The 23,368-nt window shown below is 69.2% G+C and carries 19 protein-coding genes; 9 read left to right on the forward strand and 10 right to left on the reverse strand.

Annotation, left to right across the window (positions count from 1 at the left end; genetic code table 11):
- Window positions 1-300: 300 nt before the first annotated feature.
- Complete coding sequence (locus BAY61_RS10655; RefSeq protein ID WP_091795770.1) at window positions 301-1,650, forward strand: allophanate hydrolase-related protein; 1,350 nt, start codon at window positions 301-303, stop codon at window positions 1,648-1,650.
- Here the strand turns inward: BAY61_RS10655 and BAY61_RS10660 are convergent.
- The 4 genes from BAY61_RS10660 to BAY61_RS10675 all read right to left on the reverse strand — a co-directional run bounded on the left by BAY61_RS10660 (window position 1,610) and on the right by BAY61_RS10675 (window position 6,029).
- Window positions 1,610-2,674 carry a quinone-dependent dihydroorotate dehydrogenase gene (locus BAY61_RS10660; RefSeq protein ID WP_091798639.1) on the reverse strand — a complete coding sequence of 355 codons (1,065 nt, stop codon included), beginning with the start codon at window positions 2,672-2,674 and terminating at the stop codon, window positions 1,610-1,612. The genes BAY61_RS10655 and BAY61_RS10660 overlap by 41 nt on opposite strands.
- A 309-nt stretch (window positions 2,675-2,983) precedes the next feature.
- Complete coding sequence (add, locus tag BAY61_RS10665) at window positions 2,984-4,000, reverse strand: adenosine deaminase (protein WP_091795774.1); 1,017 nt, start codon at window positions 3,998-4,000, stop codon at window positions 2,984-2,986.
- A gap of 293 nt (window positions 4,001-4,293) precedes the next feature.
- Window positions 4,294-5,097, reverse strand: coding sequence for a DNA-formamidopyrimidine glycosylase family protein (locus BAY61_RS10670; RefSeq protein ID WP_091795777.1), 804 nt, complete (start codon window positions 5,095-5,097; stop codon window positions 4,294-4,296).
- Window positions 5,098-5,099: 2 nt separating this feature from the next.
- Complete coding sequence (locus BAY61_RS10675; RefSeq protein WP_091795780.1) at window positions 5,100-6,029, reverse strand: ParA family protein; 930 nt, start codon at window positions 6,027-6,029, stop codon at window positions 5,100-5,102.
- Between the two features lie 84 nt (window positions 6,030-6,113).
- On the opposite strand from BAY61_RS10675, the gene BAY61_RS10680 reads away from it, so the two are divergent.
- The 3 genes from BAY61_RS10680 (at window position 6,114) to BAY61_RS10690 (ending at window position 8,781) form a co-directional block, all read left to right on the forward strand.
- Entirely contained in the window at window positions 6,114-6,881 is a 768-nt protein-coding gene (locus tag BAY61_RS10680) for a class I SAM-dependent methyltransferase (protein ID WP_091795783.1), read from the forward strand.
- Between the two features lie 40 nt (window positions 6,882-6,921).
- The gene (dinB, locus tag BAY61_RS10685; protein ID WP_091795786.1) at window positions 6,922-8,175 is read left to right on the forward strand and encodes a DNA polymerase IV; all 1,254 of its coding nucleotides are present in this window, start codon (window positions 6,922-6,924) and stop codon (window positions 8,173-8,175) included.
- A 207-nt stretch (window positions 8,176-8,382) separates the two neighbouring features.
- Window positions 8,383-8,781, forward strand: a complete 399-nt coding sequence (locus BAY61_RS10690) for a DUF3040 domain-containing protein (RefSeq protein ID WP_091795789.1) — start codon at window positions 8,383-8,385, stop codon at window positions 8,779-8,781.
- Between the two features lie 159 nt (window positions 8,782-8,940).
- Here BAY61_RS10690 and BAY61_RS10695 read toward each other — a convergent pair whose 3' ends face one another.
- The 3 genes from BAY61_RS10695 to BAY61_RS10705 all read right to left on the reverse strand — a co-directional run bounded on the left by BAY61_RS10695 (window position 8,941) and on the right by BAY61_RS10705 (window position 13,980).
- On the reverse strand, window positions 8,941-11,436 hold the full coding sequence (locus BAY61_RS10695) for a transglutaminase TgpA family protein (protein ID WP_091798642.1): 2,496 nt from the start codon (window positions 11,434-11,436) through the stop codon (window positions 8,941-8,943).
- Window positions 11,433-12,716: a DUF58 domain-containing protein gene (locus BAY61_RS10700; RefSeq protein WP_091795791.1), complete on the reverse strand. Its 1,284-nt coding sequence runs from the start codon at window positions 12,714-12,716 to the stop codon at window positions 11,433-11,435. Before BAY61_RS10700 ends, BAY61_RS10695 begins: the two co-directional genes overlap by 4 nt.
- Window positions 12,717-12,843: 127 nt before the next feature.
- Window positions 12,844-13,980, reverse strand: coding sequence for an AAA family ATPase (locus tag BAY61_RS10705; protein WP_420848723.1), 1,137 nt, complete (start codon window positions 13,978-13,980; stop codon window positions 12,844-12,846).
- 596 nt (window positions 13,981-14,576) lie between these two features.
- On the opposite strand from BAY61_RS10705, the gene mraZ reads away from it, so the two are divergent.
- From mraZ to BAY61_RS10725, 4 genes are all read left to right on the forward strand, one after another.
- Window positions 14,577-15,008 (forward strand): division/cell wall cluster transcriptional repressor MraZ, encoded by a 432-nt coding sequence (gene mraZ / locus BAY61_RS10710; protein WP_091795794.1) that lies wholly within the window; start codon window positions 14,577-14,579, stop codon window positions 15,006-15,008.
- Window positions 15,009-15,199: 191 nt separating this feature from the next.
- A complete protein-coding gene (rsmH, locus tag BAY61_RS10715; RefSeq protein WP_245865973.1) occupies window positions 15,200-16,156 on the forward strand; it encodes a 16S rRNA (cytosine(1402)-N(4))-methyltransferase RsmH in 957 nt (318 codons plus the stop codon).
- Window positions 16,156-16,893 carry a cell division protein FtsL gene (gene ftsL, locus BAY61_RS10720; protein ID WP_176879482.1) on the forward strand — a complete coding sequence of 246 codons (738 nt, stop codon included), beginning with the start codon at window positions 16,156-16,158 and terminating at the stop codon, window positions 16,891-16,893. The genes rsmH and ftsL overlap by 1 nt, the downstream gene beginning before the upstream one ends.
- Before the next feature lie 24 nt (window positions 16,894-16,917).
- Window positions 16,918-18,843 (forward strand): peptidoglycan D,D-transpeptidase FtsI family protein, encoded by a 1,926-nt coding sequence (locus BAY61_RS10725; RefSeq protein WP_091795800.1) that lies wholly within the window; start codon window positions 16,918-16,920, stop codon window positions 18,841-18,843.
- Between the two features lie 49 nt (window positions 18,844-18,892).
- Here BAY61_RS10725 and BAY61_RS10730 read toward each other — a convergent pair whose 3' ends face one another.
- Window positions 18,893-19,708, reverse strand: coding sequence for an ABC transporter permease (locus BAY61_RS10730; RefSeq protein WP_091795802.1), 816 nt, complete (start codon window positions 19,706-19,708; stop codon window positions 18,893-18,895).
- Window positions 19,705-20,697, reverse strand: a complete 993-nt coding sequence (locus tag BAY61_RS10735; protein ID WP_091795804.1) for an ATP-binding cassette domain-containing protein — start codon at window positions 20,695-20,697, stop codon at window positions 19,705-19,707. The genes BAY61_RS10730 and BAY61_RS10735 overlap by 4 nt, the downstream gene beginning before the upstream one ends.
- A 97-nt stretch (window positions 20,698-20,794) precedes the next feature.
- On the opposite strand from BAY61_RS10735, the gene BAY61_RS10740 reads away from it, so the two are divergent.
- The gene (locus BAY61_RS10740; protein WP_245865976.1) at window positions 20,795-21,547 is read left to right on the forward strand and encodes a TetR/AcrR family transcriptional regulator; all 753 of its coding nucleotides are present in this window, start codon (window positions 20,795-20,797) and stop codon (window positions 21,545-21,547) included.
- On the opposite strand, the gene BAY61_RS10745 is transcribed toward BAY61_RS10740, so the two are convergent.
- On the reverse strand, window positions 21,531-23,336 hold the full coding sequence (locus tag BAY61_RS10745; protein WP_091795807.1) for an AMP-dependent synthetase/ligase: 1,806 nt from the start codon (window positions 23,334-23,336) through the stop codon (window positions 21,531-21,533). The two genes, BAY61_RS10740 and BAY61_RS10745, sit on opposite strands and share 17 nt — an antisense overlap.
- Window positions 23,337-23,368: the final 32 nt, after the last annotated feature.

Genomic DNA, 23,368 nt, shown 5'->3' on the forward strand with positions numbered 1-23,368 from the left:
TAGCGGTCGGGCACTGGGCTCGTGTCTCCCCGGTGACGCCGGGATTCTCCGGCACCAGAAGCCACCCCGGTTGGGGAATCCCCGCCATGGGTATCCCACATCGCCGAGGCTGCCCGTGGTGTAACCTCCGGCGGGGCGTGGCGCACAGAGTGCCGGGCCGGAGGTTTTCTCGGTGGCGGCGGCGGAGTGTCAGCGTGGTGCGGCGGTGTTCCGGCACCGTGGCAGCCACTGTCCCCGGCGCCGTCAGCGCGTACGCCGTCAGTGCGTACCAGCGGCTGTCCCGGCGGAAAGGACAGCGGCGTGAACCGATTCCTGTTCGATGACGACCCCCTTCCCGTTCCGCCGGTCAGCTCCTACCAGCGCGCGATCGCGGCCTACGACCGCGCCGCGCGCGGACCGGAGCCCGGCTCGGTCACCCTCCGCTCCCGCGAGGACGTCCTCGTCGAGGCCAAGGCGGTGGACGAGCGGGTCAGGAGTGGGGAGCAGGTCCCGCTGGCCGGGATTCTGGCGGCCGTCCAGGACGACGCCACCGCCGTGCACCGGCTCGGCAAGGCGGGGGCGGTGGTGTTCGCGATCGCGGAGAACTCGCTGCCCGACGGCGCGGGTACCGGTGAACTGCCCGCGATACTCGACGTGGTCGACGTCGTCACCAGCGATCGCTTGCCATCCGGTTACCGCGATGTCGTCGGGCTCAGCCCGACGCGGGGGCTCGTCCCCTGCCTCGGGCCGGTGACCGTGCTCGCCGCCGACATCGACATCGCCCAGCGTGCGCTGCGCGCGCTGACCGGTCCCGATGAGACCGACCACTCGTGCCGTTCCTGGCCTTCCTTCGTGCGGTTCTCGGCGGGGGAGCATCCCAGGATCGCCGTTCCCTCCGCCAGCGAGCTTGGCGCGCTTGCGCTGGAATCGAGGGGGGCGATGGCCGCGACCGTCGACAGCCTGCGCGCGGCGGGCTGCGTGGTGACCGAGATCGGGCTCGCGGGCAGCGTTGCGGCGTGGGCGGCGAAACCGGCGACCCTGCTGCGCGGCCACGACGCGCTGCTGATGCCCTCCGAGGCGACCGAACCGGCACTGACCCGCGTCCTGGCCACGCTCGACACGGCCGCCGCGCTGCTGCCGGGCGGAAGCCCCGCTGGGCTCGCCCTGGTGACCAGGGCTTTCGACGATCAGATCGGCATCGACCTCGTCGCGCTGCTGACCGGTGTGCCCGCCGAGGGTGCCTATCCGGCGAGTGGCCTTGAGCTGGTGGCGTTCGGAGGTTTCCTGCGCGGCCAGCCCCGCAACGCCGAACTGACGGACCTCGGCGCGCGATTCACCGGCTTCGCCGAGACGGCGCCGAGGTACCGGATGGTGGCGCTGCCTGGCAGCCCTCCGGAGGCCGGTGTCGTGAGCGTCGCCGCTGAGGGAGTGAGTCTGCTCGCCGAGCGCTGGCTGGTGTCACCGGCCGGTCTCGGCAGGTTTCTCGCGGGTCTGCGGGCGCCTCTGATGCTCGGCGGCGTCGAGCTGGCCGATGGCGAGGCCGTCACCGGTCTGCTGTGCGACCCGGTCGCCGCCGGGGAAGGCGAGGACATCAGCTGTTACGGCTGCTGGCGCGCCTACCTGCGCTACCTCAGTACCCGGCGCCCTTCCGCGCTGCCAGCGTCCGGTTGATCCGCCGGACGACAGAGGGACCGTGCAGCGCGAACGCGGTGTAGAGCTGTACGAGACTGGCCCCCGCCGCGAGCATCCGTTCGGCGTCGTCGGGGCAGGAGACGCCACCGACGCCGATGATCGGCAACTGGTCGCCCGCCTCGGCGCGGATGAATCGCACCACGTCACGGGCGCGTTCGGTGAGCGGCTTCCCTGACAGCCCGCCCTGCTGTTTGCCGACCGGAGCCTCGGCGGGGTCGAGCCCGGAGCGCTCCAGCGTCGTGTTGGTGGCGATGATGCCCGCGACCTCCTGCTCCCCGCACACGTCGAGCAGTTCGGCGAGCGCGTCCTCGGTGAGATCGGGAGCGACCTTCACCAGCAGGGGCACCGCCGTGCCGCCGTGCGCCTTCGCGAGGTCGAGCGTCGTACGGCGCAGCTCGGCCAGGAGTTCGCTCAGCGCACCGCGGTCTTGCAGGGTGCGCAGGCCGGGAGTGTTGGGCGAGCTGACGTTGATCGCGACGTAGTCGGCGTAGGTGTGCAACGCGCGCAGGGAAGCCTGATAGTCGGCGACCGCGTCCTCGATGGCGGTCACCTTGGACTTGCCGATACTGATGCCCAGTGGCACCGGCGGGGTGCCATGCCTTGCCAGCGCGGTGGCGAGTGCCTCGGCGCCCGCGTTGTTGAAGCCCATCCGGTTGATGACGGCCTCACTGCGCGGCAGCGTGAACAGGCGCGGCGCCGGGTTGCCGGGCTGTGCCAGCCGGGTCACGGTGCCCACCTCGACGAAGCCGAAGCCCAGCGCGGGCCACGCCGCCAGTGCTTTGCCGTCCTTGTCCATTCCGGCGGCAAGGCCGACTCTGCTGGGGAAGCGCACACCGAACACCGTGACCGGGTCGTCGACACCGTAGATCCGGTGCAGGGCGGTGAGCGCGGGCCGGACTCCGCTCAGCCTCGCCAGAGCGCGCACCGTGCGCTCGTGGACGATCTCGGGGTCGTTCTTGCCGAGCCGGTACAGCGTGGGGCGGGCGATCCTGTCGAAAAGCACGACGACCATGCTGCCCCATGCGTGATCGGGTAACGGAGGGGTACCCGGATTGTGAAGAGCCCCTGGCGTGACTCTCGACCGTCGTCAGCCGTTCGAGCCCGGATCGGACCGGCATCCGGGAGCGCCAGGGGCCGGTGACTGCCTGGTATTCACCGACAGACACACGTAACGCAGGTGGCCCGTGTGCTGTCCGTCAGCGGACAGCCACCTCACGAGTCCTATAGCTGTTCAACGTCGGACCACCTCCTCTCTCGTGTGCCACAACGCTAGGTCAGGACTCCGTTGTCCCGCAACAGCTTTTACCGTGGCCTACCCGACGCTCGCCAACTCGGCCAGAAGCGCTTCCTTGCGGGTATCCTGAAGAAACGACGCGCGCACGGCGTTTCCGGCCAGTGCGACGAGTTCGGTCCTCGTGAGCCCGAGGCATTCGGCGACGGTGAGGTATTCACCGTTGAGCGTCGCCCCGAACATCGGCGGGTCGTCGGTGTTGAGCGTGACCAGTACCCCGTGATCGAGCAGCCGCCGAACCGGGTGTGCCGCAACGGATTCCACCTGCCTCGTGCGGACGTTGGACGTCGGGCACACCTCAAGCGGGATGCGGTGTTCGGCCAGATAGGCCAGCAGCGCCGGATCGGCAGCGCTGCTCGTGCCGTGCCCGATGCGTTCGGCGCCGAGATCGTGGATCGCCGACCACACGGTGGCGGGGCCGCTGGTCTCACCGGCGTGCGGGACGCTGTGCAATCCCGCTTCCCTCGCCGCGGTGAAGAACGGCTCGAACAGTGCCCTTCCGACACCGATCTCCGGGCCGCCGAGCCCGAAACTCACCAGGCCATCCGGCCGGTTGCGCAGCGCGAAGATCAGCGTCTCTCTTCCGGCGGTCGTGCCCTTCTCGCCGGGAATGTCGAAGCACCACGCGAGGTCCACGCCGTGTTCTGTGGCTGCCGCGTTCCTTCCGCTGGCGAGCCCTTCGAGCAGCGCGTCGCCGGAAAGCCCGTCCAGCACATGGTTGTAGGGAGTCACGGTGACCTCCGCGTAGCGGCAGCGCTGCGCGGAAAGGTCGGCGGCCAGACCCACGACGAGATCGTGAATGTCGGCGCTGGTGGTGATGAGACTTTGCACGGCCCAGTAGACGGTGAGGAAATGATCGAAGTCCCGGAAGGTGAAGAACTCCCTGAGTTCCGTGAGATCGGTCGGCACGCCGGAGCCGGGATGTCGGCGGGCGAGCCTCGCGACCGTCGCCGGGCTCGCCGAGCCGACGAGATGAACATGAAGCTCCACTTTGGGCAGTTCGGCGACAAAGGCCGCCATGGCAGAGTTTTCGGGCATGACGAAGCTCCCTGGAAAATGAAGGAGAAGCGAAAAGGGTGTGCTGATGGTGATTCAGGGAGAATCGCGTCAGGGAGCGAGGTCGCCGCGCTCGGGATCGCTACCGTACAAGGGAAGTTTGAACGACGTGGGAGTGGGAGCCCGGTGGTGCGACGGCCGCGACGGGCTCGGCCGCGCCGAGGGGCCGCCTTCACGAGCCGCGTGCCACGTCGTTGGTGGCGCGCTCGCTGGGAAAGGCGATTCCGGCACGAACCGCAGCATACCCGGTTGCGGCTGCCAGGCACAGAACTCGGCTACCGCTGGGGCGCGGGCCCCCGCTGGCACGCGGGGCAGTACCAGGTCGGCCGCGCGTGCGTGCCTTCGCCTTGGGAGACGACGCGGACGGGGCCGCCACAGCGGAAGCAGCCCGCACGAGTGCGCTCGTACACCCAGTTGCGCCGTCCCCTGGTGAGCTGGCCCGTCGTGCTCTGTTCGTGCCGCCGCGCGTTGGCGAGCAACAGTTTCCTGGCGAGGGCGACCGCCTCGGCCGGATCGATCGCGGTGACCGGCGACCACGGCGTGACACCGAGCAGGAAACATATTTCGACCTTGTAGAGGTTGCCGATGCCCGCCATGACGCGCTGATCGAGCAGCGCGAGCCCCAGTTCGCGCGAGGGGACGGCGGCGAGCGCGCTCGCCGCTTCGCGCGCGTGCTCGTCGCTCCATTGTGGATCGAGCAGATCGGGGCCAAGGTGCCCGACGAAGCGGGATTCCTCGCCGGTCGGCAGCAACGCGAGATCATGGACGCGGAAACCGACCACCTCGGCTTCGCGGTTCGCGAGCACGACCCTCGCGTGGTGCCCAGGGAGAGTCCAGCGCGCGCCGGGCGCGAAGACCCGCCACGAACCGTCCATCTTCAAATGCGAGTGCAGACTCAGCTCGCCGGAGAACCGGGTGAACAGGTGCTTGCCGACCGTGCGAACCCCCAGCACTTCGCGGCCGGTGAGGTCGGTCGTGGCCAGCGCCGGATGCCGGAAGTCCGACCGGGTCAGCCGCGTACCGGCCAGCGCGCGGCTCATCGTCACGCCGGTCAGGAAGACGACGTCGCCTTCCGGCATGCTCAGCCGGTCTCCGGCTCGGCGTACTGGCGGATCGCGGGGAACTGGGAGGTGGTCTCGTTCTGGCCAGGCCCGGAGCCGGGGTAGTCCGGTGCCTGCTCGGCGGTCTCCAGCTCGCCGGACTCGGTGTGGTCGAGCCGGTGCCGCCCGGCCCTGCTCGACCGCAGGATCTTCGCGAGAACCATGTTGAACGTCAGCGCGATTTCCTGCGCGCCAGGCGATTTCCATTCGTGGATCGGCGTGCAGGCGCCCTGCGCCTGCTGGATCGCGAGCCGGTCGGGGATCGCGGTCGGCATCACGAGCCTGCCGAAGGACTCGCGCAGTTCGGCGATGCGGTACTGGTGCTCGTATGAGCGGGCCCGCAACTTGTTCACCAGCACACCCGCGGGCCGCAACCGGGGATTCTGTTCCTCGCGAACCGTCTCGATGGCCTCAAGCGCCCGCTCCGCGCCCGCCACCGCGTACATGGTCGGCTCGGTCACCAGCAGCGCGGTGTCGGCGGCCATGAGCGCCGACCGGGTCAGCCTGCCGAGCGACGGAGGGCAATCGAGAATCGCCAGCTCGTAGGGGTCGTCCTCGCGCGCGGCCCTCAGTTCGTCGAGAGCCCTCGCGAGATTGTCCATCCGCCTGCTCTCCGGGCCCGGTTCGTTGAGCAGTTCGAGCTCCTCGGAACCGACGAGCACGTCGAGCGAGTCGGACCAGGCGCTGGGGGCCAGTGCCTCGTTGATCACCGCGAGCCGGGGGGTCTCCAGCACGTCGGCCAGTGTCGACTCGGTCATCGGCGGGTCGAGCGACGCGGTGGCGTTGCCCTGCGGGTCGAGATCGCCGACCAGCGCCCGGACGCCCCTGCGCAACGCTGCTGAGGCGATGCCAAGGGCGACGGTCGTCTTGCCGACGCCTCCCTTGAGGCTCAGTACGGCCACGGTGTGCACGACAGCGAGCGTAGCCGTATCCGGAGCGCGGTCGCGCCCGGTCGAGGTGAGAACCCGCGACCGGCCCAACTACGCTTGCCGTCCATGCGAACGGAGACTTCGGCCGGTCATGGCTCGGCGGTGGTGCGCAAGGCGCTGGAAGCCGAATTGCGCGCCGCCCGCGAACGTGGCGTCCAGCAACCGCGAGTGATCGACGTCGGCGGAGGCAGCGGGGTGTGGGCAGTGCCGTTCGCCTCCTCGGGATGCCTGGTCACGGTGGTCGAACCCAATCCGGACGCGCTGGCGACACTGGAGCGCAGGGCCGTCGAGGTCGGCGTCTCCGACCGGATCACGGTGATCGCCGACGACTCGGATTCGCTCACCGAGTACGTCCCCGCGGCTTCCGCCGATCTCGTGCTGGCGCACGGTCTGCTGGAGGTGGTGGACGACCCGGTGCCGGTCGCCGCCGCGCTCGCCGCCGTGACGACCCAGGGCGGGGCCGTCTCGGTGCTGACCGCCAACCGGAACGCCGCGGTGCTGCACCGCGCGCTGTCGGGAAGGCTCGCCGAGGCACGCGCGCTGCTGACCGGCGCGGGCGGCGCGCTCGGCGAGGCGAGTGACACCGAAACCCTGCTACGGCGATTCGACACCGGCGGGATCGAGGCGTTGCTGACCGGCGCGGGGCTCGACGTCGTCTCGGTACAGGGCGACGGCGTCGTGTCCGACCTCGTGCACGCGACCGGGGAGGAACCGGCCAGTGTCGTCGCCTCGTGGGAGCAGGACCTCGCGGCGTTCGAGGCGCTCGCGGCGGCCACCCCGCCGCTGCGCGACATCGCCAGCAGACTGCACGCGCTGGCCCGCCGCCCCGCCTGAGGGCCCGCCGTTGTCGGTGGCCGGTAATAAGCTGGCGCCGATGGGAAGAAACGCGGCATTGCCCGCCGGATTCGAGCGCTACCTCGCGCGGGGTGGCCGCGTACCCGACGACACCGGGTGCGGTGTGCTGCACATCGACATGGACGCGTTCTTCGCCGCCGTCGAGTTGCGCACCCGGCCGGAACTGGCGGAGCGGCCGGTGATCGTCGCCGGAGCGGGGCCCCGCTCCGTGGTGCTCTCCGCCAACTACCCCGCCCGCAAGTACGGGGTGCGCTCGGCGATGCCTGCCGGCATGGCGAGGAAGCTGTGCCCCCAGGCGGTGTGGTTGCCGCCGACCCGTGGGTTGTACTCGGAGGTCTCCCACGGGGTCATGGCGATCTTCCGTGAGCTGACCCCGCTCGTCGAGCCGTTGAGTCTCGACGAGGCTTTTCTCGACGTCAGCGGCGCGCTGCGCAGGCTGGGCACCACCCCGGCCGGGGTCGGTGAGCACATCAGGCGCCGCGTCGAGGCAGAGCACGGCATCACCTGTTCCGTTGGCGTGGCCTCCGTGAAGTACATCGCCAAGCTGGCCTCCGGGATGGCGAAGCCGGACGGCATGCTGGTCGTTCCCGCCACCGAGGCCCTCGAATTCCTGCACCCGCTGCCTGTCTCGGCGCTGTGGGGAGTCGGCAAGAAGACCGAGGAGAACCTGCGAAGGCTCGGGCTCGGCACCATCGCCGACGTCGCGAGAACGCCGCTGGACCGGCTGCGCCGCGGCCTCGGTACCGCGCTCGGCGAGCACCTGCACGCGCTGGCCGGCGGCCGTGACGAGCGCGCGGTCGTCCCCGAATCGCCGGACAAATCCATCAGCGCCGAGAACACCTTCGATGTCGACCAGCACGATCGCGCGGTGCTCGACCGTGAGCTGCTGCGGTTGTCGGAGCGCGTCGCGGCGACCCTGCGCGGCAAGGGGCTCAGAGGCCGCACGGTGTCGATCAAGCTGAGGTTCGCCGATTTTCGCACCGTCACGCGGGCCCGCACCCTGTTCTCGGCCACCGACGTCGCGAGGGAGATTCACGCTACGGTCGTATCCCTGCTCACCGACGCGATGAAGGCGGCGGCGGGGCAGAGCGCCGTGCGGCTGCTCGGGGTGCGGGTGGAGGGACTGTCCGATGGTGAGTCCGGCGAACAGCTCAGCTTCGCTTCTCCGGAGCCGCGATGGAGAGATGCCGAGGTCGCGGCGGATGTCGCCAGGTTGAAGTTCGGTTCCGCCGCCGTGCGTCCTGCGTCACTGTTGTCACCCGATGAGGGGTGAGATTCGCCGGGAAAGCCCTGCTCGGCCTGGCCGGTTCGGTGTTTTGTGCAAATCTCTCCGTGCTTGATGCGAGATCGGGTAGTCGTCGGCGCGCCATGCTCGTATCCTGGTGGGGACGCCCCGATCGGGGGGTCGTTGGGTCCACGACGATGCGCGGTCCGACACCCACCAAGGGGTCGGAGACAACGCTGTGCCGGAGGAGGAAAGATGCCACTCTCCGAGCATGAGCAGCAGCTGCTCGATCAGATCGAGCGCGAGCTCTATGCCGAGGACCCCAAGTTCGCATCGCAGGTACGTGGCACCAAGATGCGCCGCCCAACGCGCCGTCGGCGCATACAGGGTGTTGCCCTGTTCGTAGTGGGCGTAGCGCTGCTGGTGCTGGGTGTCGTGGTGCCGTTCAGGGTCGCCGAGATCCCGTTGCTGAGCGTGCTCGGCTTCGTGGTGATGTTCTTCGGGGTCCTGCTCGCCGTCACTGCCATGCGAGCCCGAGGGGAGCCAGCCGAGGAGAAGGAGGCAGGTGGCGCGACCGGGAGTAAGCCCGTGCGCCGAAATTCCTTCTCACAACGGATGGAAGAGCGCTTCCGGCAGCGCTTCGACGACCGTTAACGTCACCTCTCGACGTCACTGAAGCAGGGCACCATGCGGTGCCCTGCTTTTGTGCTGCCATCGGCCGTTTCCGGAGGGCATCATGGGGTGAGCCCGCGTGACGAGAAGGGCGCCCCTGTGGTTCGCGGGCGCCCTTCTCGTGTCCGCTCTCGGTCTCCCTCAGCGGCGGCGGAACAGCGAACGCGGCAGCAGCTTGCTCCGCCACGACTTCGGCGCCGTGCGCTGGAGGCCGTCCCTCAGCCCGGAGAAGGCGTCCGCGAACTCGGGTCCCTTCGGCGCCGGGTCGGCTCCGCCGTACCAGGATCGCTCGACGACGTCGACCACCGTGCGCAGGTCGTTCTTGCCCCGGTCGTCGAGGTGGTGCCGGTGGGCGATCTTCTGCGCGGCGAGCCGGACCGTGTCGCTGTCGGGGATGTGCACGCCCCGGTCGGCGCATTCGTCGAGCAGTTCGTCCCATGCCGAGGTGGCCGCGGCCGGTCCTCGCGCCGAGATGTCGTGCAGCCGCTTCCTGCGCACGAATTCCCTCGCCGCGGAGGGAGCCAGCCCGACGGCGGTGACACCGAGTACCGCCAGCGCCACGGCCCAGTGCAACTGCCAGGCGAGCAGCAGCAGCGTCAGCAACCACAGCGCGCCGGCGAGCGGCGTCAGCCACCGGGGAGGACCGGATCCGCTGGAGTCCCGGTGCCGCCCCGCGGCGAACCGTTTGCCGAGTGTCATGGCGACGAGGGTGAGCACCAGCGCGGCCAGCGCGGTGACCAGTGCGCTCCAGCCCGACCACGACGGCGCGTCGGAGAAACCGGGCCTAGGCGGTGCCGGCCCGCCTTCCTGGCCGGCCGCTTGGTCGGTCGGGCTCGGCGCCGCCTGTGAACTCGACGGCGCGGTCGGTGCCGACTCCTCCTGTTGCGAAGTCGGCTCGCTCGACGCGTTCTCGTCCTCAAGGTAGGGCGGCACGTAGCCCCGGCCGTCGGAGAGCGGGGTCGGGTCGAAGCTGACCCAGCCGTGATCGCCGAAGTACACCTCGACCCAGGCGTGGGCGTCCTGCGAGGTGATCGTGCGGTAGTCCGACGTGGGATAACCGGTGGTGAACCCGATGGCGACCCTGGTGGGGACACCGAGCGAGCGCAGCATCACGGCCATCGACGAGGCGTACTGCTCGCAGAACCCGCGCTTGCCGTTGAGCACGAAGTCGGCGACGGCGTCCGGATCGGTGGCGGGCGCCGTACTCGTGTCGTACACGAACCCGTTCTCGGGGCTGAAGTACTGCCAGATGGCCTGCGCCCTGTCGAAGTCGTTGGTCGCGCCCTCGGTGAGGTCGCGCGCGAGCTGGGCGACTCGTGGATCGACACCGTCGATGTTGGTGTAGGACTCGGGAACCGGGTCCGCCCCCGGGTCGGCGATGCGCAGCTCGGCCTGCGACGGCTCCTCCAGCGAGGTGACCTCGACGTAGGGAGCGGGACGCTGCCGCCGCTCGCGGAACACGGTGCCGCTGGTGCGGTCGTAGTACCACCCGTCGGACAGGCCCCGCAGGCTGCGTGGTGACCCGTAGGTCGGCAGCCACAGGTCGTACCAGTTGACCGGCTGGATGCGAATTTCCCTGCTCTCACCCGACCCGTCGTCGCCGGGCGCGGCCGGAAGCGGGCCGGTCGCGGGAACCCCGGCAGGCATGGGTCCGTCGGCCAGCCCCCAGCCCTCGTTGGGCCGGTAGGTGTCGAGAGTGAAGGCGCGGAGCAGGCGACGGTCGTCGCCGAGCCCGCTCACCCTGAACAGTTCGACGTCGGCGCCCTGGTCGAGCATCCCGCGCAGCGACGTGAACGGGTTGACGCCGAGACCACCGGGAACGTTCTGCCCGTTGTCGGCCGAGCCGGGAAGGCTGCCCTCCGTGCCGATGACGGTGACCGTCGATCCCGCGACGAGGCCGACGACCAGCGCCGCCGACACCACCGCGACCGGCGCCGAGACCGTGCCGGGTGACGCGCCGAGGCCGGGGGTGCTGCGGTTGCGCCAGCGCCGGTGCCGGTGACTTCCGTCGACGGCGAGCAGCCCGGCGAACGACGCCGCGCCCAGCGCGAAGGTCCACCACGGCAGCAGTTCGCCAGCCAGCGCCGATGGCACCGCGTAGACGCACAGCAGTACGAGTCCCGTCGCGGCGGGCGCCGACGCCCCGACGGCGAGCGCGTCGACGACGACGGCGACGAGCCCGATGGCGATGGTGACGAGACACAGGATGGGCATGGAGCCCTCCACCGGCGGCAGCCCGGTCCTGATCTCGTCGAACGCGGCGATGAGGACGTCGTTGAGTTCGCTGAAGGCGGCGGGGCCGGGGAAGATCGCCAGTATCCCGCTGCGGGTGAAGACACCGACGACGAGACACAGCAGCACGAATAGTTGCGCGAGCCCGACGAGCACCACCGGTACGCGCAGCGAGCGCAGCGCCACGCCGGTGCAGCCGACCAGCACGGTCGCCACGACGATGTAGCCGAGCCACGCCATGCCCTGCACGACGCCGGTGAGCGAGGTCGCCGCCGACACGGTGGCGAGGCCCGCGACGGCGGGGGTCAGCAGCGTGCCAAATCCGCTGGAGGAGGGCGCTTCGGCGGGAGGCCGTGGGGAGGGGCTCGGCGGCGCGGCGGGAGGCGCAGGCGGATACGTCGTCATGCCGGCCCGCCGATCAGCGAGGCGCCGGGCGCGGCCGTGCGGCACAGTTCGGTCCACACCTGGGCGATCGGGCTTGCCTTGCTCGCGATGACGACGCCCCAGCCTGCCGCGCGCAGCAGGGTCGCCGATTCCCGGGTGGTCTCCGACGAGCCTTCCGTACCTTCGAGTCCGCCCTGCTCGCCCGCCCACGCCGGGGTGTCGAGCAGCACGGCCAGGCTGCGGGTTCCGCGTGGCCTGGCTTTGGTGAGCTCGTGGACCGATTCCCTGCTGACGGTGCCGAGCACGGCGATAAGTTCCTGTCCCTGACCGGGGTCGGCCCCCGTCGTGATGTCGCGCTCGTGCGCGGGCTGTAGCGCCGCGAGCGCGTCGAGCACGATGTTGTCGTAGTTCTGACCGCCCCCGCCGGGGGTGTCGGCAAGCACCCTGCCGTGCTCGCTGACCAGCCGTACCCGGTGACCGGCCCTGCCGAGGTGAAGACTGACGCTCGCGGCGAATTCCACCGCCCATTCCAGGCTCGCGGCCGGTCCGGTGCCGTGATGTGCCGCGGCACGGTGATCGAGCAGCACCGTCGTGCCGCCCCGCCACGGCCGTTCCTCGACCCGCACCATGATCTCGTCGCGCCGTGCCGTCGACCGCCAGTGCACTTTGCGCAGGTCGTCGCCCTGCCGGTAGTGCCTGACGATGACATCGGTCTCGCCCTGCCCGGCGTGCAGCCGGATACTGCCGTCGTCGCCGGATCCGATTCCCGCCCCGATGGGCAGCCCCCAGAGTCTTGACACCTTCGGCACGACGACGAGCCGGGAGTTTCCGATGAGTTCCCGCTCGAATTCGCACAACCCGAAAGGATCGGTGACCGTCGCGCGCAGCGGGCCGATGTGCTGGATGCCGCGCATCGCGGGCTGGACCGGGTACCGCAGCGCGACGGACCGGTGATGGGGGAGCCGTTCGATGACGAACCGGGGACGGGAGCCCAGTACATAAGGGATGCCGTCCTCCAGAAGCACCTCACCGGCAGGCAGTTTGCCGCCGCGCCACAGGTCGAGTTGCACCTCGCCGTGCCCTCCGACGGCGACCCGCTCGGGAAGCAGCGTGCGGGACGCGGCGATGCGCACCTTCGACGCCGAGGCCAGCAGCGCGACGAAAAGCGGAAGCGCGATGACGAAGACCGCGATCCGCAGCAGGTCGCGTTCGTTGAGCACCGCCGAGCAGACCGCGGCGGCGACCCCCGCGGCGAGCAGGCAGCGGCCCCTCGTGGTGAGGCCGGAAAGGGACCGCCACACCGCCCAGCGGGAACCCCCTGGTGGCGCGTTGCCTGCGGGGTGGCTTGACCTGGTCATCCTGACCTCAGCGACGTCGAGGCGGGCCGGCGATGGGAAAGCCGTCGCCGGTGGGTGCTGTGCGGGTTCACTACCGGCGCGCCAGACCGTTTCCTCCGTGTGGCACGGGAATGCGGTGCAGCACGGCGCGGATGACGTCGGTGGCCGACCTGCGGGCCGCGTGTGCTTCCGTCGTGAGCACGAGCCGGTGAGCCAGCACGGGAACGGCCACCGCGTGCAGGTCGTCGGGGACGACGTACTCCCTGCCCGACAGCGCTGCCTGTGCCCTCGCCGCGCGCACGAGCTGCAACGTCGCCCTCGGCGAGGCGCCGAGCCGCAGTTCGGGAACCTGGCGGGTCGCCGCGACCAGTTCGACCGCGTACTGCCGTACCTCGGGCGCCATGTGGATGGCCCTGACCGTTTCGATGAGCCGGTGCACGGTCGCCGCGTCGGACACCGGCCGCAGGTCGGCGATCGGGTTGTGCCCAGCGTGTTCGTCGACCATGGCCAGTTCGGCCTTCGGATCGGGATAGCCGATGGACACCCTCGCGGTGAACCGGTCGCGCTGGGCCTCCGGCAGCGCGTAGGTGCCTTCCATCTCGATGGGGTTCTGGGTGGCGATCACCATGAACGGCTCTTCGAGGTGGTAGGTGGTCGTATCGACCGTGACCTGCTGCTCTTCCATGCACTCCAGCAGCGCGGACTGGGTTTTCGGCGAGGCCCTGTTGATCTCGTCGCCCACCACGATGTTGGCGAAAACCGGCCCCGGCCTGAACTCGAAGTCGCCGCGCTGCCGGTTGTAGATCGAGACGCCGGTGACGTCGCTCGGCAGCAGGTCGGGGGTGAACTGGATACGGCTGACGGTGCAGTCGATGGACCTGGCCAGCGCCTTGGCAAGCGACGTCTTTCCGACGCCCGGCACGTCCTCGACCAGCAGGTGTCCCTCGGCCAATAGCGTCACCAGCGCGACGCGCACGACGTCGGGTTTGCCGACGAGGACGCGTTCGACGTTGGCCGCGATCCTGCGCACCGTGTCGTGCAGTTCGTCCAGTTGAGCGGGCGCCCCTGGCGCCGCGCTCTCCGGTACCGCCCCGTGCGGGTACGGGTTGTTCTCGGAAGGGTGGGGAACCTGGTCGGTTCCCTTTTCTCCGCGCAGCTCGGCGATGGCCGTACTGTCCCGGCCCCCGTGGGGAGCCGCCCCCTCCGTCGCTTGTGCTCTCGACGTCACACGACCTCCTGCTGCTGAAGCCCTCGCGCATGCCACGAACGTGTGCGGATCATCCGTGGGCTTGACTGTTCCTCACCCTCGGACAGCCTGCCACGAAGTGTGTCAAACGCGGGCGAGCTGCGGAATACAACCCTGACTCAAGCTCGCGGCCACCTCGGCCGTTCACGCTCACCGCCGGTGACGTGCCGTGTCGGTCCCGGTGCGGGCCTGCCGGCTCCCCACCCGGCCCCACCGCCGGTGCCGCCGACGGCCCTGGGCGGGCCGGTGCCGCGACGACCTGTCCGATTCGCGCGGGTTTCCGGCGATGTTGCCGTGGCGCGGCGGACGCGAGGGTGATGCCGGGGGTGCTCGCGCATCCCCCGTGGCGGCGACGTCGGCTGTCCTCTGTGGAACCCCCCACCGGGCCCCACGCGAGGCGGACCTTCCTGACCTGCGGTGATGTCGCTCGAACGGGCACGATCGAGCCGTTTCGGCGTTGACTGTGGAGAAAAGTGGGGTACGGTGGTGAGCAGTGGGGCGGAAGGGAGCCTCGTAGCCGATCTCGGGAATCCGCGGCGCGTGGGTTCGGCGTTGGTCGGTAGGGGAGGTGGAGGCCGATGTTCCTCGGCACCCACACCCCGAAGCTGGACGACAAGGGGCGGCTCACGTTGCCCGCGAAGTTCCGGGACGCGCTGGCGGGTGGGCTGATGATCACCAAAGGGCAAGATCACTGCCTTTACGTCTTCCCGCGTGCCGAATTCGAGCAGATGGCCCGCAAGGTGGCCGAGGCGCCGTTCACCAACGAGGCGGTTCGGGCCTACCAGCGGTACTTGTTCGCCGGTACCGACGAGCAACGTCCGGACGGGCAGGGGCGGATCGCGATCGCGTCCGAGTTGCGGCGCTATGCCGGGCTCAACAAGGAGTGCGTGGTGATCGGTGCGATCACCAGGCTGGAAATCTGGGATGCCCAGGCGTGGCAGGGCTACCTGGAAGAACACGAGGACAACTACGCCAAAGCGCAGGAGGAGATCCTGCCTGGCGTGTTCTAGCGGCCGGATACCGGCACCCGCGCGGTCGGGGGCGCGGGTTCCACCGGCCGCGTGCGGCACACGATGAAGTCTCGGCACGGATGCCGTCAGGCTGCGGCCCTGATGCACCTTCCCCGGTATCAGGTCCGCAACCTGACGGCATCCGTCCAGACGGAGACACGGGGCGGGTGAGGCGAAAGGGGGTGCCGGCCGTGAATGACGACGTCGCGCACCTTCCGGTTTTGCTCGACCGGGTGCTGGAACTGCTCGCGCCCGCGCTCACCGGTGCTGATGCCGTACTGATCGACGCGACCGTGGGGCTGGGAGGGCACGCGGAGGCGTTGCTTGAGGCAAACCCCTCGCTGAGGCTCATCGGTCTCGACCGGGATCCTTCCGCGCTCGCCCGCTCGGGGGAGCGGCTGGCCAAGTACGGCGACCGGGTCGAGCTGGTGCACGCGGTGTACGACCGGATGCCCGCCGTCGTCGCCGATCTCGGTCTGTCGCATGTGGACGGCGTGTTGATGGACCTCGGTGTCTCCTCCATGCAGCTCGACAGGGCGGAGCGGGGATTCGCCTACGCGAGGGACGCGCCGCTGGACATGCGCATGGATCCCAGTACCGGGCCGACCGCCGCCGACGTGCTCAACACCTATTCCGTCGCCGACCTCGCGCGGATCCTGCGCGACTACGGCGAGGAACGGTTCGCGGGGCGCATCGCGAAAGCCGTCGTCGCCGCGAGAGCGGGCGCGCCGTTCGATCGCAGCGAACGCCTGGTGGAGTTGCTCTACGACACGGTTCCCGCGCCGAGCAGGCGCACGGGGGGACATCCGGCCAAGCGCACCTTCCAGGCTCTGCGTATCGAGGTCAACGCGGAGCTTGAGGTGCTGCGCACCGCGGTGCCCTCCGCCATCGACCTGCTGCGAGAAGGCGGGCGCATCGTGGTGGAGTCCTACCAATCGCTCGAAGACCGCATCGTCAAGCGCGCGTTCGCGGCGAAGGCGAGTTCCCGCACCCCTGAGGGACTCCCCGTCGAGCTGCCGGGTCATGGCCCCGAACTGAGGCTGCTGACCAGGGGCGCGGAGAAGGCGGGGGAACGGGAGACCGAGCACAACCCTCGCGCGAGTTCCGTCCGCCTGCGCGCTGCCGAGAAGATCGGAGTGGCTGCCTGATGACCGCACCAGCTCGTTCCCGTACCCGCGCCCAGCAGTCGACCAGAACCCGGCAGCGCACCAAGCCGAGCGTGCCGGAAAGGCCCTTGGAGGAGCGGGAGGCCGAATCACCGGCCCGGCGGCGCAGTTCGGCCGCAGAGCGCGCCTACGCCAGGCGTGCGCAGCGGGCCAAGGAGGTCCAGCGCGCGAAGGCGCCCGAGCCCAGGGCGCAGCGCGTGAAACTGCTGCGCTGGCCCCGGTCCCGCGCCTCCTTCGTGCTGCTGTTGATGGCGCTGATGGTGGCCGGTGTCGCCACCACGCTGTGGCTCTCGACGCAGGCGATCGCCGATTCCTACCGGCTCGAACAGCTCCGGCAGGACAACGGCCACCTCGCCGAGCGCGCTGAGCAGTTGCAGCGAGAGGTCGCCACGGCCAAGTCGCCGTACTCGCTCGCTGAGCGCGCCAAGCAACTGGGCATGGTGCCGGGCGGTAATCCCGCGCGCATCGTCGTCGGAGCCGACGGTTCGACCACGGTCGTCGGTGAGCCGGTGGAGGCCACCGCTCCAGCACCGCCCCCGCAGCGGACGCCGTCCTCCTCGGAAGGCGACGCGGGCGACGGAGACAACGCCGGTGACGCCGGTAGCGAGGAACAGCGTCAAGGCGAGCAGGCCGCGAACGAGGAGCGAGGACAGGACCAGTCGCGCGATTCCGAGCGAGAGCAAGACAATCGCGACCAGGACGGCCAGGGCGACGAGTAGCAGGGGACGGCCGAAGGGGAGTACATGCCACGTCAGGGAGGCTCTCGCAAGAGGGCCGAGGTGACCGGCGGAACGGCCCGCCGCACCTACTCGGTCACGGCGCGCGGCGGGGGCGCGCCGTCGGCGACAAGGAACATCAAGGGCAGGTTCGCCGTCGGCCGGATCTTCCTCGTCGTCCTGCTGGTCGCCGCGGGGCTGAAGCTGGTGCAGATCCAGGGGTTCGAGGCCGAGGCGCTTTCGGCGAAGGCCGAGCAGCAGCGCACGACGACCATCGACATCCCGGCCCAGCGTGGCTCCATCGTGGACCGCAACGGGGCCGAGCTCGCCTTCAGCGTGGAGACCCGCATGTTGTGGGCCAACCTGCGGTTGATGCGCAAGACGTGGGACGACTTTGCCAAGCAGAATCCGGAATCCGGCGAGAACTACACCACGAGGGTCGCCGAGATCGCGGCGTTCATCGCGGAGAAGCTGCCTGGCAAGACGACGGAAAAGGAGATGCTGGAGCGGTTCCACCGCGACGCGAGCTTCACCTATCTCGTCGACGGCGTCGAACCCTCCATCGCCGACGAGATCAAGAACGAGTTCCCCGAGATCGGTTACGAGAAGCGGGCCAAGCGCGAGTACCCCGGTAGCGAACTGGCGGCCAACATCGTCGGCTTCGCCAACTGGCGCACCGAGGATCCCGACGTGTCCAAGCACAACATCCACGGGCTCATCGGGCTGGAGAACCTGAGGGACAACGATCTCGCTGGAACTCCGGGCCAGCAGATCGTGGATACCGCGCAGGGCAACGACAACGTGGTGATTCCGGGGACCGAGCGGGATCTGCAAGCCGCCATTCCCGGTTCCGACCTACAGCTCACGATCGATTCCGATTTGCAGTACGACCTGCAGAGCAAGCTGTCGGACTACGTGGCGAAATCGCGCGCACAAGGCGGCAGCGCGGTCGTGCTCGACGCCAAGACCGGCGAGGTGTACGCGCTGGCCAACGACAAGACCTTCGACCCCAACGATTCGACGACCTTCGAGCCGGAGCTGACCAACAACACCGCGGTGACAACGCCGTACGAGCCGGGTTCCGTCAACAAGATCATCGCCGCGACGGCTGCGATCGACTCCGGTATCGCCGAGCCCGACTCGGTACGCCAGGTTCCCGGTTCGATCAAGATCGCCGACCACACGGTGCGGGACGCCTGGGAGCACGGCACTCAGCCGTTCACCACCACCGGGATCTTCGCGAAGTCCTCCAACGTCGGCACCCTGATGCTCTCGGAGGAGGTCGGGCCGGACAAGTACATGGACCTGCTCCGCAAGTTCGGGCTCGGCCAGCGCACCGGCATCGGGCTGCCGGGCGAGAGCTCGGGCTACGTGCCGCCGCGCAGCCAGTGGTCGGGAACGACCTTCGGCAACCTGCCGATCGGGCAGGGACTCTCGATGACGGTGGTGCAGATGGCGAGCATGTACCAGGCCATCGCCAACGGCGGGGTCAGGGTCGAGCCGCGCGTCGTCGACGCGAAGATCACGCCCGATGGCGACCGGGTTCCCGAACCGGCGCCGAAGAGCACGCGGGTGGTGAGCGAGCAGACCGCCAACACGGTCAAGGACATGCTGCGCGCGGTGACCCAGCACGAGGGCGGCAACCAGAACGGAACGGCGCCGGCCGCCGCGCTGGAGGGCTACCAGATCTCCGGAAAGACCGGAACGGGTCAGCAGGTCGATCCGCAGACCGGGGCCTACAGCAACAACCTCTACAACATCACCTTCGCGGGCATCCTTCCCGCCGACAACCCCAGGTTCGTCGTGGGCATCCGGCTCGACGCGCCGGACACGACCATCGAGGAGGGCAGCTCGGCCGCGCCGCTGTTCCACGACATCGCCTCGTATCTCGCTCAGCGCTACGAACTTCCGTTGTCGGACCAGCCGTCGCCGGTGGTCACGCTCGTCCAGTGAGAACCGCCCGTGCCGAGGGGCTTTCCCCCGGCACGGGCGGTTTCCTTGGTCAGAGTCCGGCGTTGCGGAAGCGGCGTACCGCGAGCGGCACGAAGATCGCCAGCAACAGCACCGACCAGCCCGCGGTGGCCAGCACCGGGTTGGCCAGCGGCCACGCCAGGTCACCGGTGGGCACGCCAGGGTTGCCGAACAGTTCGCGCAGCGCGATGGTCGCCGAGCTCACCGGGTTCCAGTCCGCGATCGTGCGCAGCACGGCCGGCATTCCTTCGGTGGGCACGAACACGTTGGAGATCATCGTGATCGGGAAGATGAGCGGGCCGATCCTGGCCGCCGTCTCCTCGTTCTTGGCCAGCGCGCCGAGGTAGACGCCCACCCACGACACGGCGTACTGCAACAACAGCAGCAGACCGAAGGCGCCGAGCGTGGCGCCGATACCGTTGTGCGCGCGCCAGCCGAACAGCAGCCCGCACGCCGCCATCACGACCAGGCTGCCCGCCGAGACGAGCAGATCGGAAGCCGTCTGTCCGAACGGGACGGCCGAGCGGGCCATCGGCATCGAACGGTACCTGTCCATGACGCCGAGGCCGTTGTCCTTGGCGATCACGGTGAGCGCGCCCATGACCCCGAAGACCGTTCCCATCACGAACAGGCCCGGCATCAGGTATTCCCGGTAGTTTCCGCCGCCCGGAATGGGGATGGCGCTGCCGAAGACGTAGCCGAACAACACGACCGACACCAGTGGGAAGGCGAAGGTCGCCACGATCTGCCCCGGCTGGTGCTTGAGCTTGAGCAGGTTGCGGCTCATGACGGTGAGCCCGTCGGAGAGACCGGAGCGGAAAGTGGAGTTCATCGCGGGGGCGGTCATGGCGCGACCTCCTCTTTCTCGCTCTCGTCCTCGGTGGCCGGTTTCCCGGTGAGGGTCAGGAACACCTCGTCGAGTGTCGGCTTCCTGATGCCGACGTCGACGGCCTTGACTCCCGCCTGGTCGAGCTGGCGCACGATGTCGGGCAGCGCGAGCGATTCCGTGCCGACCGGAACGCTCAGCAGGTTGCGCTCGGCGTCGAGATCGGGTTCGAGATCGGAGGAGGCGAGTACCGCCAGCGCTCTGGCCGCCTCGCCGAGGTCGGAGTTGTCGCTGACGACCACGTCGATCCGGCCGCCGATCCTGGCCTTGAGCTCGTCGGGCGTGCCGGCGGCGATGACCTTGCCGGTGTCGATCACGGCGATGTTCTGCGCGAGCTGGTCGGCCTCGTCGAGGTACTGCGTGGTGAGCAGCACCGTTGTGCCGTCGGTGACCAGATCTCGCACGGTGTCCCAGATCTCGTTGCGGCTACGGGGATCCAGTCCCGTCGTCGGCTCGTCGAGAAACAGGACGGTCGGCGAGATGATGAGGCTGGAGATCAGGTCGAGCCTGCGCCTCATGCCGCCGGAGTAGGTCTTGACCAGCCGGTCGCCCGCGTGCGCGAGCTGGAAGCGTTCGAGCAGTTCGTCAGCCCGCTGCCGGGCCTTCGCGCGGCCGAGATGGAAGAGCCTGCCGAAGATGCGCAGGTTTTCCCTGCCGGTGAGCTGCTCGTCGAGCGCGGCGTGCTGACCGGCGAGGCCGATGCGGCGCCGCACGGCTGCCGGATCGCGTACGACGTCGTGCCCCGCCACCATGGCCCTGCCCTCGTCCGGCCTCGTCAGCGTCGAGAACACCCTGACCGCGGTGCTCTTTCCGGCGCCGTTGGGCCCGAGCAGGCCGTAGACCGTGCCCGCTGGCACGGCGAGGTCGAGGCCGTCGAGCGCCTGTGTTTCCCCGAATCTCTTGCGTAATCCCTCGGCGAGGACGATGGCCTCGCCGGTGTGATTCCCCATGGATACCCCTATGCTGAGTACGATGTACGCGGTTCAAGATAGTCAACCGAGTACGTTGTACGCAACTGTTTTTCGTGTGCCTGAAGGAGTACGTTCGGTGACCGGCAAAGGCGAGTCCCGGCTGTCGATCCGGATTCGAGTGTGGCTGCCCTCGGCGCAGCGCGCACGGGGACCGGCGCCCGCTTACACCAGAGACCAGATCGCGGACGCCGCCATCGACCTCGCCGACGAGCAGGGCATCGAGGCCGTCACGATGCGCAAGGTCGCGGCAAGGCTCGGTACCGGGGCGATGAGTCTCTACCGCTATGTCGAGGGTAAGGACGCATTGTTCGAGCTCATGGGTGACCGGATACTCGGCAGGGAAGGGTGGGCCCCGCTGACCGGCGACTGGCGTACCGACCTCGCCGACGTCGCCCGCGGCCACCGCAGGATGCTGCTTGAGCACCAGTGGCTGGCGGCGCTGTGGTCGGGCAAACCGACGCTGGGGCCGAACATGTTGCGCGGCTTCGAGCGTTCGATGTCCATCGTGGACGGACTGGGCCTCGGCATCGGCGACATGTTCGACACGATCGGGCTCATCAGCACCTGGGTCAGCGGCTACGTCCAGGACGAGGAGGCGACGCGCGCCTACCTCAAGGCCGAGGAGGACGGCAAGGAACTGCACGCCTACTTCCAGACGCTGGTGGACAGCGGCGACTACCCCTACTTCACGAGAGTGGTGACCGAGGCGCTGACCCCGCACATCAGCGAGGAAGCCCGGTTCGAAAGGGCGCTGTCGAGACTGCTCGACCTCATCGAGACCACCCTGCCGGTCAGGGACAAGGACGAGCCCGCTACTGGCGCTCCTTGACGTAGAGGGAGTCGATCGCGGTCGCGTAATTCTTGCTCACGACGTTGCGCTTGAGCTTGAGGCTCGGGGTGATCTCCCCGCCGGCCTCGGTGAAGTCGCTTGGCAAGATGGTGAACCGCTTGATCGACTCGGCCTGCGAGACGTGCTTGTTCGCCTCGTCGACGGCGCTCTGCACGGTGGCGCGCAGGTCCGCGTCGTCGACGAGATCGGCCACCGTCGCGCCTTCCGGCTTGCCGTTCTGGGCCTTCCATGTCGGGAAGAACTCTTCGTCGATGGTGACGAGCAAGCCGATGAACGGACGCTGGTCGCCGACAACCATGGCCTGGCTGATGACGGGGTTGGCCTTGAGCGCGTCCTCGAGACCGGAGGGGGCGACGTTCTTGCCGCCCGCGGTCACGATGATCTCCTTCTTCCGCCCGGTGATCTTGAGGAAGCCCTCGTCGTCGAGTTCGCCGAGGTCGCCGGTGTGGAACCAGCCGTCCTCAAGGGACTCCGCCGTCGCCTGCTCGTTGTTCCAGTAGGCGCCGAACACGACACCACCCTTGAGCAGCACCTCGCCGTCGTCGGCGATGCGCACCGAGGTGCCCGCGACCGGCCTTCCCACCGTGCCGACCTTGAACGCGTCCTGGGTGTTGACGTTGGCCGCGGCCGAGGTCTCGGTCAGCCCGTAGCCCTCGAACACGGGGACACCGATGCCGCGGAAGAAGTGCGCGAGTCTCGCGCCGAGCGGCGCCCCTCCGGACACCGCCGCGACGCACCGGCCGCCGAGGGCCGCCCGCAACTTGGTGTAGACCAGCTTGTCGAAGAGCAGGTGCTTGAGCCGCAACCCGAGGCCGATGTTGCCGGTATCGGTGGCTTTGCTGTACTCGACGGCCGTCGCCTCGGCCGCGTCGAAGATCTTGCCCTTGCCCTCGGAATGCGCCTTGAGCTTGGCCCCGTTGTAGACCTTTTCGAACACCCTCGGCACGGCGACGACGAACGTCGGGCGGAAGGTGCCGAGATCGGCGACGAGGTTCTTGATGTCGGGTGTGTGACCCAGCGTCGCGCGGGAGGTGAACGCGGTGAGCGCGATCGCCCTCGCCAGGATGTGCGCGAGCGGAAGGAACACCAGCAGCGAGTTGCCGGATCCCATGAGCTGGGGGAAGGCGCCGATGTCCGCGCGCACCTCTTCGAGCAGGTTCCGGTGGGTCAGCATGACACCCTTCGGGCGACCCGTCGTCCCCGATGTGTAGACGATGGTGGCCAGGTCGTCGGCCTTCACCGCGCGCCGCCTCGCGTGCAGGCCGTCGTCGGTGACCTCGGCGCCGAGCGCGCGCAGCGCCTCGACGGCGGGCTGCTCGCCCTCGATCTGCCACGCGCTGGCGAGCCCGGTGAGCCTGCCGCGCACCTCGTCGAGGGTCGCGGTGTGCTCGGCCGTCTCCACGAGGACGGCCTTGGCGTCGGCGTCGGAAAGGATCCAGTGCACCTGCTCGGCAGAGGAGGTCTCGTAGATGGGCACCGACACGGCGCCAGCCGCGAAAATGGCGAAGTCGAACAGGGTCCACTCGTACCGGGTCTTGGACATCAAGCCGACTCGGTCGCCCTTTTCGATGCCGGCCGCGACGAGTCCCTTGGCGACGGCGAGCACCTCGGCGGCGAACTCACGGGCGGTGACGTCGCGCCACGAGCCGTCGATCTGCCTGCGGAAGCTCACGGTGTCGCCGAAACGTTCCGCGTTCGCCCATACGACGTCCGAGGCGTTCTCGTCGTCGGCCACCGGCCGGTTTGCGGGGGCGCTGTACTCGCGCACGTGAACCTCCGTGTCCAACAAAAAGTGTTACT

It is taken from the genome of Prauserella marina, from assembly GCF_002240355.1.
GTDB lineage: Bacteria > Actinomycetota > Actinomycetes > Mycobacteriales > Pseudonocardiaceae > Prauserella_A > Prauserella_A marina.